The 16,966-nt window shown below is 42.8% G+C and carries 15 protein-coding genes; 3 read left to right on the top strand and 12 right to left on the bottom strand.

Annotated elements, in window-relative coordinates; genetic code table 11:
* Positions 1-29: 29 nt before the first annotated feature.
* Entirely contained in the window at positions 30-620 is a 591-nt protein-coding gene (locus G3R49_RS10295; protein ID WP_167869597.1) for a sigma-E factor negative regulatory protein, read from the bottom strand.
* A gap of 50 nt (positions 621-670) precedes the next feature.
* On the bottom strand, positions 671-1,249 hold the full coding sequence (gene rpoE / locus G3R49_RS10290; RefSeq protein WP_130601499.1) for an RNA polymerase sigma factor RpoE: 579 nt from the start codon (positions 1,247-1,249) through the stop codon (positions 671-673).
* A gap of 150 nt (positions 1,250-1,399) precedes the next feature.
* On the opposite strand from rpoE, the gene G3R49_RS10285 reads away from it, so the two are divergent.
* Together G3R49_RS10285 and nadB are read left to right on the top strand one after the other, a co-directional pair.
* Positions 1,400-1,684, top strand: coding sequence for a hypothetical protein (locus tag G3R49_RS10285; protein ID WP_167869596.1), 285 nt, complete (start codon positions 1,400-1,402; stop codon positions 1,682-1,684).
* A gap of 65 nt (positions 1,685-1,749) precedes the next feature.
* Positions 1,750-3,363, top strand: a complete 1,614-nt coding sequence (gene nadB / locus G3R49_RS10280; RefSeq protein WP_167869595.1) for an L-aspartate oxidase — start codon at positions 1,750-1,752, stop codon at positions 3,361-3,363.
* 14 nt (positions 3,364-3,377) lie between these two features.
* Here the strand turns inward: nadB and G3R49_RS20335 are convergent, their stop codons facing one another.
* The 5 genes from G3R49_RS20335 to nhaA all read right to left on the bottom strand — a co-directional run bounded on the left by G3R49_RS20335 (position 3,378) and on the right by nhaA (position 6,841).
* Positions 3,378-3,827: a protein YgfX gene (locus G3R49_RS20335; protein ID WP_369407453.1), complete on the bottom strand. Its 450-nt coding sequence runs from the start codon at positions 3,825-3,827 to the stop codon at positions 3,378-3,380.
* Between the two features lie 64 nt (positions 3,828-3,891).
* Complete coding sequence (locus G3R49_RS10275; RefSeq protein ID WP_130601493.1) at positions 3,892-4,140, bottom strand: succinate dehydrogenase assembly factor 2; 249 nt, start codon at positions 4,138-4,140, stop codon at positions 3,892-3,894.
* 59 nt (positions 4,141-4,199) lie between these two features.
* A complete protein-coding gene (nhaR, locus tag G3R49_RS10270; protein ID WP_130601491.1) occupies positions 4,200-5,135 on the bottom strand; it encodes a transcriptional activator NhaR in 936 nt (311 codons plus the stop codon).
* A 125-nt stretch (positions 5,136-5,260) separates the two neighbouring features.
* Positions 5,261-5,653, bottom strand: a complete 393-nt coding sequence (locus G3R49_RS10265) for a hypothetical protein (protein WP_167869594.1) — start codon at positions 5,651-5,653, stop codon at positions 5,261-5,263.
* 15 nt (positions 5,654-5,668) lie between these two features.
* Positions 5,669-6,841, bottom strand: coding sequence for a Na+/H+ antiporter NhaA (gene nhaA, locus G3R49_RS10260; RefSeq protein WP_167869593.1), 1,173 nt, complete (start codon positions 6,839-6,841; stop codon positions 5,669-5,671).
* 433 nt (positions 6,842-7,274) lie between these two features.
* On the opposite strand from nhaA, the gene G3R49_RS10255 reads away from it, so the two are divergent.
* Positions 7,275-8,126: a thymidylate synthase gene (locus tag G3R49_RS10255; protein ID WP_130601485.1), complete on the top strand. Its 852-nt coding sequence runs from the start codon at positions 7,275-7,277 to the stop codon at positions 8,124-8,126.
* Between the two features lie 200 nt (positions 8,127-8,326).
* Here G3R49_RS10255 and G3R49_RS10250 read toward each other — a convergent pair whose 3' ends face one another.
* From G3R49_RS10250 to G3R49_RS10230, 5 genes are all read right to left on the bottom strand, one after another.
* Positions 8,327-9,115 (bottom strand): hypothetical protein, encoded by a 789-nt coding sequence (locus G3R49_RS10250; RefSeq protein ID WP_210147183.1) that lies wholly within the window; start codon positions 9,113-9,115, stop codon positions 8,327-8,329.
* 361 nt (positions 9,116-9,476) lie between these two features.
* Positions 9,477-12,617: an efflux RND transporter permease subunit gene (locus G3R49_RS10245; protein ID WP_167869591.1), complete on the bottom strand. Its 3,141-nt coding sequence runs from the start codon at positions 12,615-12,617 to the stop codon at positions 9,477-9,479.
* 3 nt (positions 12,618-12,620) lie between these two features.
* A complete protein-coding gene (locus tag G3R49_RS10240; RefSeq protein WP_167869590.1) occupies positions 12,621-13,664 on the bottom strand; it encodes an efflux RND transporter periplasmic adaptor subunit in 1,044 nt (347 codons plus the stop codon).
* 983 nt (positions 13,665-14,647) lie between these two features.
* Positions 14,648-15,775, bottom strand: a complete 1,128-nt coding sequence (locus G3R49_RS10235) for a hypothetical protein (protein WP_167869589.1) — start codon at positions 15,773-15,775, stop codon at positions 14,648-14,650.
* Positions 15,776-16,140: 365 nt separating this feature from the next.
* A complete protein-coding gene (locus tag G3R49_RS10230) occupies positions 16,141-16,941 on the bottom strand; it encodes a sulfite exporter TauE/SafE family protein (RefSeq protein ID WP_167869588.1) in 801 nt (266 codons plus the stop codon).
* Positions 16,942-16,966: the final 25 nt, after the last annotated feature.

The raw sequence follows: 16,966 nt of genomic DNA, 5'->3' as shown, positions 1-16,966 counted from the left end.
TTGATGATGCGATAAACGAATTTATCTAATTATTGCTTATCCTGCGCTGAGTTAACAACACTTGGGTTTAAACGCTGCTGTAGCATATGATCTTGAATGTAAGCATTAACGCGGCGACGCTGCTCCATCATATTCTCATTTTGCTGCTCAGCTGCACTTTGTACTGGACCAGTTTGTAAGCTTACTGGCGATACACTACCCACTAGAGGACGAGTGTTTAATACAGGCAGAGGTGACTCAGCATCTGCTGGTGTTTGATAGTTTTGCACACCAATGATGGCAACTAATGCAACACTCGCAGCAATGGCATATTGACCAAATTGCTTAAATAGTGACACAACATTGCTTGGTTTAGCCGCTACTTGCTCAACACTTGGTTGCTCAGGTGCACTAGCTTGAGGTGCAACGATTGTTGGCTCTTGCTCAATAGCTGCAAAGATATTTGCAGTTAAGTCTAAATCAATTTTTTCAGGTAACTCACCGCGCATTGCATCGCCAATCATGTGATAACGTTGCCATTGCTCATGTGTGTCAGGATCTGAAGCGAGCGCCGCAATTGCTTGCTCATCGGCTTCGCCGTCTACAACTTCAGAAATCCACTCTTGATTCGTCTTAAGCATTATTTACCCTATGGTTATTTCAGGCTAATTTACGTTGTTAACTACAACTACTATCTTTCAAGTAAAGGTTGCAGCTGTTTATCAATGGCTTCACGTGCTCTAAAAATTCGCGAACGTACAGTGCCTACAGGGCACTCCATTACGTTAGCAATATCTTCATAACTCATACCATCAAGTTCACGTAACGTAATGGCCATTTTCAATTCTTCAGGTAGTGTTTCTAAGGTCGAAAAAATCACGCTGCTCATTTCGTCCTTTAGTAACACTCGCTCTGGTGATGCGAACTCTTTAAGTGCGTCATTACCATCGTAAAATTCTGCGTCTTCTACATCGACATCGTTTGCAGGTGCTTTACGCCCTTGCGATGTTAGATGGTTCTTAGCAGTGTTCACTGCTATTCGGTATAGCCAGGTATAAAAAGCACTATCACCTCTAAAATTAGCTAAAGCACGATACGCCTTGATGAATGCTTCCTGTGTCACATCTGACACATCCGCTTGGTTTCTCACATACCGAGAAATCAAACTCATCACCTTGTTTTGGTACTTTAGAACTAACAGGTTGAACGCATTTTTATCGCCTTGCTGTACTTTCTCAACTAATTGTTGGTCACTATATTGTCCACTCATCCGAGCCGACTACTCCTAAATCTGATCACTGATCTTTATGTCGCTCGAATCACGTTCACTATTAGCGTTCACATAAATAGACTCAGCTGTGTGAAAAAAGTTCGAAAAAATATTAAAAATTTTTTATTTTGTGCTAACCAAGCATGATAAATGAGACCTGCAGCATTTTATGATGGTATCTCTAAGGCCTCTTTTTCTTTTAAGTCTGCTTCTTTAGCACTGCTTGCTCGTTTAATACCTTTTTATAAAAAGGCTAAAAACAACAACCAGAAAAAACCTGAAATTAAAGCGAATGAAAGAGTCAATGGGAAATACATTGAGCAAGAGAAATGCCCTTTTCTAGTAACTGATTCATGGGCTAACGCTTACGTCAAAAATGCTACACCCTTTTCTGCGCCGGGATTATCTGCGATTGTGTCTCACAATATCACCTGATTGTATACCTTTAAAAGTCGTTTTGTTTTACCATTAACGGACGATTAATACTTCTATGATACCTGATGAAACAAGCTGTTGAACATCAAGCTGACATTTTAGTCATTGGTAGCGGCGCAGCCGGACTAACTTTAGCTCTGCATCTAGCTGAAAAACACCAAGTCATTCTTCTTTCCAAAGGCCCGCTTGCCGAAGGATCTACATTCTACGCTCAAGGCGGCATAGCCTCAGTGTTTGATGAAGATGACACCATTGAATCCCACGTAAATGACACCCTAATCGCTGGCGCGGGTTTATGTGATAAACAAGTGGTCACATATACGGCTGAAAACGCAAAAGCTTCTATGCAATGGTTAATTAATTGCGGTGTTGATTTTGACCGAGTTGAAGCGACAGACGGTGACGAATCGCCTGCGCCGTATCACCTTACTCGCGAGGGTGGTCACAGCCATAGACGTATTTTCCATTCAGCCGATGCCACAGGCAAAGCGGTGCAGATGACACTGCAACAACAAGCATTAAATCACCCAAATATTAAAGTGCTTGAGCGTTACAATGCCATTGATTTAATCACCACACGTAAACTAAACCGCCCAGGTAACCGCGTACTTGGCGCCTATGTGTGGAACCGAGATGAAGAGCATGTTGAAACCGTTGCAGCTAAATTCGTCGCGTTAGCAACTGGCGGCAGCTCAAAGGTTTATCAATATACCTCTAATCCTGATATCGCTAGCGGTGATGGCATCGCAATGGCGTGGCGCGCAGGATGCCGTGTCGCCAACATGGAGTTTAATCAATTCCACCCAACCTGCTTATATCATGCTGATGCCAAAAACTTCTTGCTTACCGAAGCACTAAGAGGTGAAGGTGCGTATCTTCGCCGCCCTGATGGCACCCGCTTTATGCCTGAATTTGACGAGCGCGCTGAGCTTGCCCCACGTGATGTGGTTGCAAGAGCTATCGACTTTGAGATGAAGCGCTTGGGTGCCGACTGCCTATATCTTGATATTAGCCATAAAGATCCTGAATTTATCATCAAACACTTCCCGACCATCCATGAGCGTTGTTTGAAACTGGGTATTGATATCACCACGGACCCTATTCCTGTCGTGCCTGCTGCTCACTATACCTGTGGCGGCGTAATGACAGATCTGCACGGTCAAACTGACATTAATGGTCTCTATGCCATTGGTGAAGTCGCCTATACAGGTTTGCATGGCGCTAACCGACTCGCCAGCAATTCATTGCTTGAGTGCTTAGTGTTTGCTCGCGCGGCATCACAAGATATTGAGAGTCAGCTTCATAAAATTACTGCCTACCCAGAGTTACCTAGTTGGGATGAAAGTCAGGTAAGTGACTCTGATGAAGAGGTGGTTATTGCCCACAACTGGCATGAGCTTAGATTATTCATGTGGGATTACGTAGGGATTGTTAGAACCGATAAACGCCTAGAACGAGCACTGCGCCGCTGTATGATGCTGCAACAGGAAATTCAGGAGTATTATTCTAACTTCCGCGTCAGCAACAACCTGCTTGAGCTGCGTAACCTGGTGCAAGTTGCTGAGTTGATTATTCGCAGTGCTATGCAGCGCAAAGAAAGCCGCGGATTGCATTACAATCTGGATTACCCAGAGCAAGAGTCTAGCCCGCAGCCAACAGTGCTAAACCCAGAGCGTTGAGTAAAACAACTAAATTAACCATATCGATTCAACCAGCGACACAGATGCCGATAATTTGTGTCGCTGAGCATATCCTGCCAAACCACAACTTGCCTAATCGCTTCTTCGTTTGCCAATCTCACAGCAAACACTACTAACATAGGCGATAACCAACGTTTACCTATTAACTGATAATCATCACCGTCAAGTTTTACTGAGCCATTAGCGTACAAACTAAGTCTAAGTCGCCAAAACCACAAGCTGCGTATCACAACGCCTCCGAAGCAAGTAACCAAGGTTATAATCACCAGGCTCATACCCAAATAAAGGTAGCTAAAATTGACTAAATGGAAATGAGAGAAGTGTTGCTTGATAGGCGAGTAAAGTAACCAAAGGGTAAGGGATAGACAAACAACCAGAAAGGTAAACAAGCTAATGGCACAAAAGCGCATTAAAAATGAGGCACTTAATTGAAAATGCCCCACTTGAGAATTCGGCGCAAATTGACTGCTCCGACTATGGTTTGAGTTATGACGTGTGTCGCTTTGGTTATGGCGTGTTACGTCCACGAACCTTCACAACCATTTCAGCAAGCGCTGCATCAGGGCACTGCTCATGGCCCATAAACCAGGCGAACAGCTCGGGATCTTCACACTCTAATAAACGAATAAAAGTCTGCTTATCTTCATCAGAAAGCTCAGGATAAACGTTTTCTACAAATGGCTGGAATAGAACATCTAGCTCTAACATACCACGACGGCAAGCCCATCGAACTCTGGCAATATTCATTAATTCCAACGGGAACTCCTTTTTTGTTATTGTTAACTTTACGCTTGCTATAGGCTTGCAGTCTTTAATTACTCACCTAATAGTGACCCTCTGTGCCAAACTGCCTGTACTTGTTTGTCGCAACCAGCAAATAAGTCGCTAAAATCAGTCTCAAGCAATCTTTTTACCGCAGGGTGCTGGATCATACGCTCTGCGAACATCACATGATATTCCTCACGGACATCAAGCGTTTCCCCCACAAGGTGCATTCCTTGGGCAAGTATATCATGGCGATAAATCGACGGCGCCACAAAAATTCCCTTACGAAAAAAGCCAAACGCTTTCATCATAGCCGCGTCATCAAATTCACCTAAAACGCTCACATTAAGGTTTTTATCTGCAAACCATCTATGTAGCTGCTGCCCAAGCGAGGTCGTCTTACCTGGAATAAGCAATTTTTCTTGCTCTAAGCACGCAGGGAAAGGAGCTTCAATAGGGGTTGATGAAAAGAAACTAATGCCACACTCTCCCAGTTTCTTCGACAAAATATCTGTGTATTTAAGTGAGGCGCCAGCACAATCGGATAAAATCATGTCTAACTTATGTTCACGTAGTCGCCCCAATAAACTCTCGTGGGTCGCTTCATAGCAAGCTAAATGCATTGAGCCATCATTAGGGATCACGCTCAACAACACTCGGCTTGCTAATGCCTTTGACAGCGCATCAGCAATGCCCACTTCAAACAAGATTGAGGCATCTTTTTGATAATTAAGCACATCAAGCATTTCATAACTTAAGTTAAACATCTTGTCGGCGTAGCGAAACACCAGTTCTCCCAAGTCAGTAGCTTCAAGGCTGCGACCAACCCGCTTAAATAAACTGCCCTTAAGGCGCTCTTCTAAGGCGCGAATTTGCCCTGTAATTGTTTGTGGTGTTAAACACAAAGCTTCAGCGGCTTTAACCACAGAGCCTTTACGTTTTACCATCCAAAAATAATAAAGATGGTTGTAATTTAAATGCTGCATATCCGTCTCAACTACTCAAACCTGCCTAACCATATCATAAAGTTAAACGAGCTCTAGACTAAGTGGTGCGTGCACCAAATGAAAAAGCGCACCTAAGTGCGCTTTTATAAATTTTTAACAAGCTTTTAGTTTCCTAGACGACAATCCATCAAACTGGTGATTACAATCTCTAGATCTTCGACATTGTTAACATTGTTCATTGCTACTTGTTCAGTCAACGCAGATACCATCTCACCTTTATCCGCCTTTTTACTTTCACAATAGTGCTGACTCGCTATCTTATGACGTTTACCTGCGCGGTACTTTAATGCTCGTGACTCATAGTCATTGGCGTTAATCTTTTGCGCGGCAGATGCATCAGCTTTAAACATCAAAGCACCATCAACAACCCCTTTCAAATATTGTTGGCACAAAGCGCTCTTCGCATCTTGCTTACATTGTGCTACTTCCTGGGCACAAACTTGGCTCGATACAGCTACTAAAGCCAAGCTTATCAGTGTCAGATTAATCGTCTTCATAACACACTCCTTTTGTTATTTTCTTGCTTGCTTAGGTAACACCTTATCTAACCAGAAATAACCAATCAGTGCAGCAACTAATGAGCCAGTTAAAATACCCAGTCTTGCATAGTCGCCAAATGCAGCAGGAGCCGTCTCAAACGCTAGTGATGAAATAAACACTGACATAGTAAAACCGATACCACACATAACCGCTACCGGTGCAATTTGCCCCCACGTAACACCTTGTGGCAGCTCAGCCCACTTCATCTTCACAGCTAACCAACTCATTAATAGCACGCCTACAGGCTTACCTAAAACTAGGCCAAGAATAATGCCGATAGTGATTGGCTCAACAAATGACGCCATTGTCATACCTGATAGCGATAGTCCCGCGTTAGCAAATGCGAATACCGGTAGAATCAAGAAGGTACTCCACGGGTGCAAGCTGTGCTCTAAATGCTCTGATGGAGACGAGCCATCTTTTGCACGCAGTGGAATACAGAACGCAATAATCACACCCGCTAAGGTTGCGTGCACGCCAGACTTAAGTACGGCAATCCATAAAATCACGCCAAGTAAACCATATGGAATTAATGAGCTTACGCCTTTTCGGTTGAGACCAACCATCAGTGCAATCGAAATACCTGCCACTATCAGGCTGACCATTGATAGGTCTGCACTATAAAACAGGGCAATAATCACGATAACACCAAGGTCATCTATAATCGCCAGCGCCAACAGGAATACCTTTAGCGCCACAGGTACGCGATTACCCAACAACGCCATGATACCAAGTGCAAACGCAATATCAGTTGCCGCAGGAATAGCCCAGCCAACCTGAGTTTCAGGATTACTCATATTAAAAATTAAGTAAAACGCGGCTGGGAACACCATACCACCTATCGCAGCAAACGTCGGTAGCGATGCTTTAGAGCGGCTAGATAGCGCACCTTCTAACAACTCTCTCTTAACTTCTAAACCAATAAGCAAGAAGAATAGCGCCATTAAACCATCGTTAATCCATAATAATAACGGCTTGTCGATGTCTAGCGAGCCTACGCGCACCTGAACTTCTGTGCTTAACAACCCCTCATATAACCCTGCAACCGGAGAGTTAGCGAAGATCATCGCTAGTACAACTGCTCCCATTAACAAAATTCCCCCAGCCGACTCTTGGCTGAGGAAGTTCTTAATTGCCTTTTCCATAAATCACTCCAAATTCATTCTGCGAGCAAGGTTATACGACAAACAAAATTCATAAAAATCGAATCTTTTTACCATTTAACTCGAAAAAACCGAGCCTTTAATTTTAACTTAAGCCTAAAATAAACAAAAAACCAGTAAATTCAGCACTTAATCAAACGCTACAACAACATAATTTAACGCAATAAATGCATAAATTCGCAATTAGCATAGAGCTTTACAGCAAAAAAAATGTGACAAAAATCACTTCTGTAAAATCAACATTAAGTTATGCCATTAATCTATTAAGATATTTTTAAGGTTTACAGCTCAATTATGTACAACACTTGATTGCATATTTTTATTATCGATTGAGCCTTCGCTATCAATTACACCTTTGCTTTAGTTATAATCTGTTCACAAAACTAAAAATACAGATCAATTAGGTTTCCTACACATGAAGCAATATTTAGATCTATGCCAGCGCATCGTCGACGAAGGTGTGTGGGTAGATAACAAACGTACCAATAAACGCTGCTTGACTGTGATTAACGCAGATCTCACTTATGATGTTGCGAATAATCAGTTTCCTCTGGTAACTACTCGTAAGAGCTTTTGGAAATCCGCCATTGCTGAAATTCTAGGTTACCTACGCGGCTATCAAAATGCGGCGCAGTTTCGCGAACTAGGGACTAAGACTTGGGATGCCAACGCCAATGAAAATGAAGCTTGGTTAGCTAACCCTCACCGCAAAGGTAAAGATGATATGGGGCTGATTTATGGCGCTCTAGGTCGCGCTTACCCTAAAGTCACTGGCGGCAGCGTTGATTTACTGAAGAATATTGTTGATGATTTATCTAACGGCATAGACAACCGAGGTGAAATCCTTACCTTTTTGCATCCTGGCGCATTTGAATTGGGCTGCCTGCGTCCATGTATGTACGAGCATCATTTCTCGCTACTCGGTGACACGCTTTATTTGAACAGTACACAACGTAGCTGTGACGTACCACTTGGATTAAACTTTAATATGGTGCAAGTGTATGTGCTGCTGGCATTAATGGCACAGATTACCGGCCATAAGCCTGGTAAGGCATACCATAAAATTGTGAATGCGCATATTTATGAAGATCAACTTGAGCCGATGCGTGATATTCAGCTAAAGCGTGAGCCTTTCCCTGCGCCAAAACTGATTATCAATCCAGACATTAAATCACTAGAAGATATTGAAACCTGGGTAACCTTGGATGACTTTAAAGTTGAAGGTTATGAGCACCATGACGCCATCTCATATCCATTTGCAGTGTAGATTAAAAAACTCAGCACATCGGTAAACGGCCTAAAGCCACAAACACAAGTTTGTGGCTTTTTCATTTATCGACCCTTTACGGGTAATTACAGGACAGACCAAGTAAAGAATTCACCTTCTGAAGTAGGTGGTTCAGGGACTGAAAACAAAAGGGCCAAACACTATGTGCTTGGCCCTTGTTAGTGTTCTACAAACTTCGATTAGAAGTAGTAAGAAACACCAATTTCGAATTTGTTGTCGTTGTCGACGCCAGTAAAATCGATGGCTTTAACTGCTGCATCAGTACGAGTGTATGTGTGACTTAACTCTGTCCACCATAGACCGTCTGCACTGATTGGCATACCGAAGCCCGTTTTTACTTTAAATACGTTTGCTTCGCCTTTACCTTGAACACCTTTTGGCTCAACGTCAACGCTCATGAACTGAGGCTGGATAACAAGGTACTTACCCGCTTCATCTAGAGCAATAGAACCAAATAGGTTGACTTGGTAACCTTTGATGTCAGCTTTGATGCTTGGGTCTGTAGACTCCGCGCTACCAGTTACGTAAGCAAGGTTAGGGAAAATAGAAACGGCTTCCCATGGCGTCGTTACTTTTGCAATCGCACCTAATGCGACAATGTCTGTCGAAATAGACTGATCTGTAGCAGCCCACCCTTTCATGTAATCAACAGAGAAACCAGCTTGTGGAAGCGCCGCACTGCCGGTGTCAATGACTTGGAAGTAACGTAGGCGAGAGTTTTGTGCCTTGTGACCGTTGTCAGTAGTCTTAGTCGATACGCCATGCTCAACTAGACCGATAAAGTTATTGCCTTCAGAGTAAGCACCTGCAACACCAACCATACCTTGGATTTTACCTTGGTCGTCAACAGTTGCGAATGCGAAAGAGTTAACTGCTGTTAGATCAGATGGATCTGGTTGCTTGTCTTCTGCGAAAGTAGGAGCTGCAACACCTACGGCAAGAGCTAATGCTAATAGAGATTTTTTCATCTTGTACCTCATCTTGAATAAATACCTTAGCGGCATTGTTGGTTACTAAGGCAGGTCAACTTCCTCATATATCGAATTGGTCAAACTTAGTAACTTTGCTTTGGTAACTATTCTAAGGATTAGCATTTGCTAGACATCATTAAGAGAACTGGAAACAATTGGTAATAGACGAATTTGGCAAGTTAATTCTTGGTAATCTAACTAGTGGAAGTTGGGCTCCAGATGCTAACGACTTGAAGTCAACAAACCCGCAGATAGAAAAGTGATCGGTAAAGGCAGTATGCCTAAAACCACCTATTGAAGTAGATGGTTTTAGGCAGAAAAAAGCCCTGGCAAATGCCAGGGCTTTCAAGCGTGTTGATTAACTCTGCGCAGCTTGTTGCTCTGCTGGCTTGTTAATCTTTACGTCAATGCACTTTTCACGCAATGTTTGCAGCATGATGTAGATAACTGGAACCACAATCATACCAATTACTGTTGCCGAAATCATACCACCACATGCGGCCCAACCAATTGCTTGCTGCGCTGCGTAACCCGCACCATCAGAGAACATAAGTGGTACCAGACCTAAGATGAAACTTAGTGCTGTCATTAGTACCGCACGGAAACGCATCTTAGTCGCAGTTACACCTGCATCAACAATGCTATAGCCCTGCTCTTCACGTAGTTGCTTAGCAAATTCAACAATCAGAATTGCATTACGTGCCGCCATACCTACAAGTAGTACCATCGCAATCTGTACATAGATGTTGATATCAGTGCCCATAGCCCAAACGGTAAATAGCGTACCTAGAAGTGCTGTTGGAACACACAGAATAATACACAGCGCGACAACCCAAGACTCATACTGAGCAACCAGTAGTAGGTAAGTAAATACAATCGCTAGGATAAATGCTACAACTGCCGCGTTACCCGCTGCTAGCTCTTGCTTAGTTAGACCTGCCCATTCGATTTCAAAACCTGCTGGTAAGTCTTTTGCTGCTTCTTGTACTGCCGCAATCGCATCACCAGAGGCATAACCTGGAGCTGGGTAACCGTTAATGTTAACCGCCTGCATTAGATTGAACTGCTGTATAACCTGAGGACCAAATACAGTCTTAGGTGTGACTAGCGAGCTGATGTTGATTAACTCACCATCTTCGTTACGTACAGTTAAGAAGTTTAAGTCTTCAATATTCTTACGTGTCACCTGCTCAGCTTGAACAAACACGTAGAAGTTACGACCATCGCGGTTAAACTCACCTGAATATGCACCAGCAAATTGTGCCTGAATCGTGTTGAACACTTGGTCCATACGTAGCCCCATCATCTTGATCTTTTCACGGTCAATCTCAAGCTTGATGTTTGGTGTGTTAGCATTAAAGGTAGTGTAAGCACCAACAACACGTGGGTCAGCGTTAATTTTCTCGATGAATGCATAAGCAGCATCAGCTAGTTCAACTGGGTCACGAGCTTGAGTGTCTTTGAACATCAAGTCGAAACCAGATACTAGACCTAGTTCAGGAATAGCTGGCGGTGCGAAAGCAAAACCGTATACAGACTCGTTACCATCAATTGCAGCTTGTACTTGCGCAAGAATAGTCCACTGATCTTGGTTACCCGCTTCGTTACGCTCTTCAAGATCCGCAAGTGAAACAAGTAGCAGACCCGCGTTAGGACCTGCAGTGTTAGTAATAAGGTTAAAGCCCGCTACCGAAAGCGCCGTGTTAACACCATCAATCGCTTGTACTTTGTCAGAAATGTCTTGCATGACTGCGTCAGTACGGTGAAGTGCAGCACCATCAGGAAGCATGACTACGGCGAATAAGGTACCTTTATCTTCATCTGGTAAGAAACCAGTAGAAGTGTTGTTACCAAGGAAAACAATCGCGCCAATAATCGCTGCCATGAATGCGCCAGCAATTAGGAAGCGACGACCCATGAAGTTAACTAGACCACCTAGACCATCACGCGTGGTATCAACACCAGTGTTGAATACGCGGAATAACCAGATTTTCTTAGACTCGCCGCGCTTCATCAGCAGCACACACATAACCGGAGTAAGCACAAGAGCAACAACGGTCGATACAACTACTGCAGCACTAATTGCGATACCGAACTGACCGTAAATGATACCTGTCATGCCTGGCATAAATAAGGTAGGACCAAATACAGACAGTAGTACCAGCATAGATGCGATAATAGGACCGGTTACTTCGTCCATAGACTGAAGAACGGCATCACGTATAGATAGGCTTGGGTCTTCCTCCAATAAGCGCTCAACGTTTTCAATAACGATGATCGCCGCATCAACCACAATACCAATCGCAAGGATAAGACCGAACATCGAGATGATGTTAATTGTCATACCTGCTGCAAGCATGATTGCAAAGGTAGCAATAAGCGAAACTGGAATAGCTGTTGCGGTAATTAGCGTTACACGCCAGCTTTGAAGGAATAATAAAGTAACGATGGTTACTAGGATAATCGCATCAAATAATGTGCTAAAGATGTCATCAATCGCAGCCTGTACGAATACAGTACCGTCATATGGCACATCAATAACAACACCATCTGGTGTATTTGCAGCCGCTAGGTATTCTTTTACAGCGTTACCTACATCCATCGCGTTAGACGTTGGTGAGCGATACATAAATACTGTCGTTGCAGCTTGGTTGTTATGGTACGTGTTTGCTAGGTACTGTGCAGAACCTAGTTCAACGCGAGCAATGTCTTTAACCTTAACTACACCGTATTGATCAGAGCGAACAATCACTTCTTCAAACTGTTCAGCGCTGTTAAGTGCACTGTCTACTTTAAAGGTGTATTCCCAAGAGTGCATACCCATACTTGGCTCAATACCAGAGCGACCAGCAGCAAGAATTTGGTTTTGCTCCATTAACGCCGCTTGTACATCTTCAACAGCCAAGTTCATTGAAGCCATTTTAGATGGGTCTAACCAAACACGCATAGAGTATTCTTTTTCACCAATTACGGTTACACGAGAAACACCTGAGATGCGTTGTAGACCTTCTTTAAGCGCTACCGAAGTCCAGTTAGACAGCTCAATCGCGTCCATCTTCTGGGTTTCGTCACGTACAGAGAACGCCATCAACATACCAGAAGATACTTTCTCAACCGTTACACCATAACGACGAGCACCTTCAGGTAGACGCGAAAGCGACTTGTTTACACGGTTTTGTACTAGGGTTACCGCACGGTCAGCATCAAGACCAATCTCAAAGCTGATCTCTAACGAGTAAGAACCGTCGTTACCGATGTTTGACTTCATGTAAGTCATGCCTTCAACACCGTTCACTTCTTTTTCAATAATAGAAGCAACCGACTTTTGCATTACGTCAGTAGAACCACCGTCCATGTTGACGTAAACCATTACGGTTGGTGGTGCAACGTTAGGGTACTGACCAACGGGTAGTTGGGTAATAGCAATTGCGCCGATTAGGGTCATGAACAATGCCACAACCACGGCGAAATTAGGTCGTTCAATAAAGAATTTACTCATGGATTACCCCTTAATTTGAACTTCAAGACCAGGGTAAAGCTTCATGGTCGCACTAGTGATCACTTGATCACCTACGCTTAGGCCTTCAACAATTTCGTTTAACTCGTGAGTACCATGAGTGGTTACGCGCTTAGCTTCAATCTTGCCGTCAACGACTACGTATACGAAACGACCTTGACGGTCAGTTAGTACAGAAGCTTGAGGAACAACGATGTTACCGCGCTCAGATACGTTAGAAAGCACAACTTTAGCGAATTGACCGTCTAGTAAGTCGCCTTTGTTTTCAAAACGGTAACGCACACGTAGCGTGCCTTTGCGAGGGTCAATTGCACCATCAACAGCGAACAGCTTACCGTTGTCAGCGTATGGTTGGTTGTTAACAACTAGGTCAGCAGATAGATTGTCGATGCTGTTGATGAAGCTGTCGCTACTTGGAATTTCAACAACTGCGTCAATAAGCGCGTCATTAACAATGTAGCTAACTTCATCACCACGTGAAATCACCTGACCTTCATCTACGTATAACGCAGTGATTTTACCGCTAGTCGTTGCACGGATTTTAGTACGCTCTAGCTCAACTTTAGCGCGCTGCTCAGTAGCAATCGCAAGTTCATACTGAGCTTTAGCCGTTTCATAAGCGGCTTCCATGCTGTCAAAGGTAGACTCAGATAAGTCACCGCCTTTACGTACTTTAACAGCACGCTCATAAGCCGCTTTCTTTTCTTTAAGAGTTGCCTTAGCTAGGCTCACGTTCGCAACCGCTTTCTTATGCTCAATTGCGTAATCAATATCTTCAAGCTCAACCAGTAAATCACCTTCTTTCACGGTTTGACCGTTGCGAACGCGCTTGTTTTCCAGGAAGCCTGTTGTCAATGCGATGATTTGTACGCGCTCAGAAGCAATCAAACCAGTACTGTATGTCTTGGTTTGGTAGATTGGCTGGAACTGTGCAGTTTGAACACTAACTTGAGTAGCTTGGTTAGCGTGAGCGGCGACTAAGACGGTTGGTGACAATGCAGCTAGCATGACGAGAGTGGAATTTTTCATTATTTCTCCTAGCGGAAACAAACCAAAAACTTGTTTCCAAATCAAAAATTTGTCTTTAGCAGATAATCATGGCCAACAGGTCATTCCATAGTTTTCCCAAAATTGTTCCTTGATACACGAACATGGACCTATATGGATTTATCTTTAGCTTGAAATTAATGACATCCCGATTACTACGCATCATTATGAATTTTAATTAATAAATTCGAGTGTTAGACATGCCCTGTTAACATTCCGCCTAACTTGATCCACACCACGTTCACACAAAAACTGTGAAGCTGATGGGTTGGCAAATCGACAAAGTGATGGAGTTATGTGACTCACCTCAAACTCCAAACTATTGTTTAGTTATTTGCAGCTAATGAGGAGATTTAATGAAAATGTTAATCCATTTATGGTGATTACCAAGTTTGCACACACTATGCTCAGTAATATTTCTGGCTTTACAACGCAAAAAACCACTAAAAAAAGCGGTTTTCAAAGTTATTCAACTATATTTTTCAGTCAAATTTATACAATCAAAACCAAATCAATAACGTTATTAATCATACAAATCAAATCGTTAGTTAACTTAGTCAGGTTCTATGGACAAAAAATCTCAAACTCACGTAACCATAAGTGTCATTCATCACTAATAATTACCAATAAGGAGGTATGTAACTAAGCAGGAAAACTAGCGACTAGATATGCTAATCACTAGACCTGTTGAATTTGGCACTGTTGAAGTCACAGCAACTTGGCAACAAGAAATAGTAAGCGGTTGATTAATAGTGGTTTGCAATAACTATTCAATACTAAGCAACTAGGAGAGGTTTGCTAATGTTAAGATTGCCCATTAACAAAATAGCTAATTACAATGAATACTTGATGAGCCCCAAATAGACCCCAGGGCCAGACTAGATGATGTACAGTTTGTTTTGTGTGACTCAAGCTTTTTCACTCGCGCTTTGATGTCACTGTCGCATTAGCATGACTTTACTAATTTAAAAGTAATAAGCCATATTACAGTTTAGACGTTTATCCCAGTTATTGGCTTCAAGAGGTAACCCAACATGATTATTCGCTTTAGATAAAAACACCAGGTTATGACCGACAATGTAATCTAGCATCACCTCAATAGGACCGACTCGCGTGGTAACGCCTGTGACATTTTGTACACTGTTTGCAAACTTAGGATCATTTACATTTGGCGTCATTAGTCCAAAATCGTTGTATAGCTTAAGCTCACCCCAACTTGTTTTCACTTTACGAGCGAGGTTGGCATTGTACACTTTTGCCTTTGAGGCAACTTCGTAACTAGAGCCTGCTAACGACATTGCAATACGATTTTTATCTTGCGAATCTGGAGCATTGAACTGATATTCCATCATTTGCAGTTGCAGTGTCCAATCGTCAACTTTTGACTCTAGGTGCACAGCCCAAGCACTGCGGTCGCCTTTAGTCTGATTCTTTTGATGAATAATTTGACCATATTGATACGACACACCTAGCGCGAAAGAACCTCGTGAGTGATTAAAGCTTTCGGTATGGCGCAAGTTAAGCTGATTAGCTTCTTCATTGAAATACTGCTTACCATCAACTTCACCAACATACAAATCAGCAGCGTATCGATTTTTATTAGTGGGTGAGTACTCAGAACTAACATAATAAGCGAACTCAGTCGTCGCGCCATCATGCTTAATGATTGACTTCAGTCCCATGTCCTTATCATCTTCAAAGCCAAGGTAGTAAGGTAAACCGAACCAGTAACTGTTTGAAATTAGGTTTTGATTACCAAAAGGAACGGTGTTCAACCCAAGCTGGAAATGCAGAGTATCACTAGGCTGATAGTAGCCATAGGCGTATTTAATGTATTGATGATCGGTTTTAAATCGATAATCGGCAGATAAGCCAAACTTACCTTGCTTTGAATCAAAGCTCAGTGAGCCAACATCATAGTAAAAGTCACCGGCAGTGCCTTTAGAGTCTGGCGAATCTACCATGTACTTATAGTTAAACTTTAACGCACCACCAATACGCATAAAGTCATCAGACTCACGTGCCTGCAACGGAGAAAAGACAATGGTTGCAACATATAAACAAACTGCACTGACTAAAAAACCAAGCTGCATTAACTACTCCACTGTCTTAGCATCAGCTCTCTCACTGCTAACTACAACCGCCAGCTATAATCACCAGTTATAATCACCAGCTAAGAGAGAAATTCATCGAATGCTCTGATGCTAAGAAAGGAGCGTTAATTAAACATCACTAGCAATCATAGTTTTAATAGGGAGTAGTTTTAATAGGGAGTAGTTTTAATAGGGAGCAATTTTAAAGGGAATACAACAGCGTTAACCCAAGGTTAACGCTGCGTAGCATAAAGCTAGTCTATGGCTAGAATGACTTAGCGTTTAAAAGCGCTAAGCTAAATGAAGAATTACAGAACGTAATGAAGAGCGCAATAAAGAGCACATACACAGAGGAGGATTTCAAGTTAAAACCACATCAGCTTGATACCTACAACAAACAGCAATAACGCGAAGATCCGCTTGAGCACTTTTGTCGGCCACACAGTGGCGGCTTTGGCTCCGAAAGGTGCAACTAACATGGAGCTTAATATAATGCCAATCAGTGCAGGAATATAAATGTAACCTAAGGTGCCCATTGGCATCTGATCAACATTTAACCCCGCCAACACATATCCCACAGTTCCTACGATCGCAATAAGAAAGCCTGTTGCAGACGAAAAACCTACCGCTTGGCGCATTTGCAAGCCACAATAGCTTAAAAATGGCACTAACAACACACCGCCACCAATGCCCATTAGGCCAGCTACCATTGCAATCAGCAGTGAGCAGATAAACATAACCATTAAGCTTGGCATGGTTTCACTTTTACTGGGTTTAAACTGAAATGCCATTTGCAGTGCCATTAACACCACAAATACCGCAAACACTTGCTGCAATTTGTCAGATGATATTTGCTCAGAAATAAACGCTGAAGATAATGCGCCAATGGCGATGCCCGGCACAATTGATTTGAACAAAGGCCAGGGAATATTGCCTTGTTTGTGATGAGCCCTTGCAGAAGACAATGAAGTTAAAATAATTGTGGCAAGGGAGGTTGCAATTGCGACATGGGTTAATTGCTCGTTGTCAAATCCAGCCCAAGGAAGCAGATAAATCAGCGACGGCACAATAATCAGCCCACCGCCAATACCTAGCAGTCCAGCCAAAAAGCCGACAATCGCACCGATAGCCAAACAAATAGAAAAAATTAGAAAAATATTATCCACTTAACTTCTCGCTTGAATATTTAGT

This window comes from Shewanella sp. WXL01 (assembly GCF_012263345.1).
Lineage (GTDB): Bacteria > Pseudomonadota > Gammaproteobacteria > Enterobacterales > Shewanellaceae > Shewanella > Shewanella maritima.
This window is presented reverse-complemented; position numbering and strand designations above follow the sequence as displayed.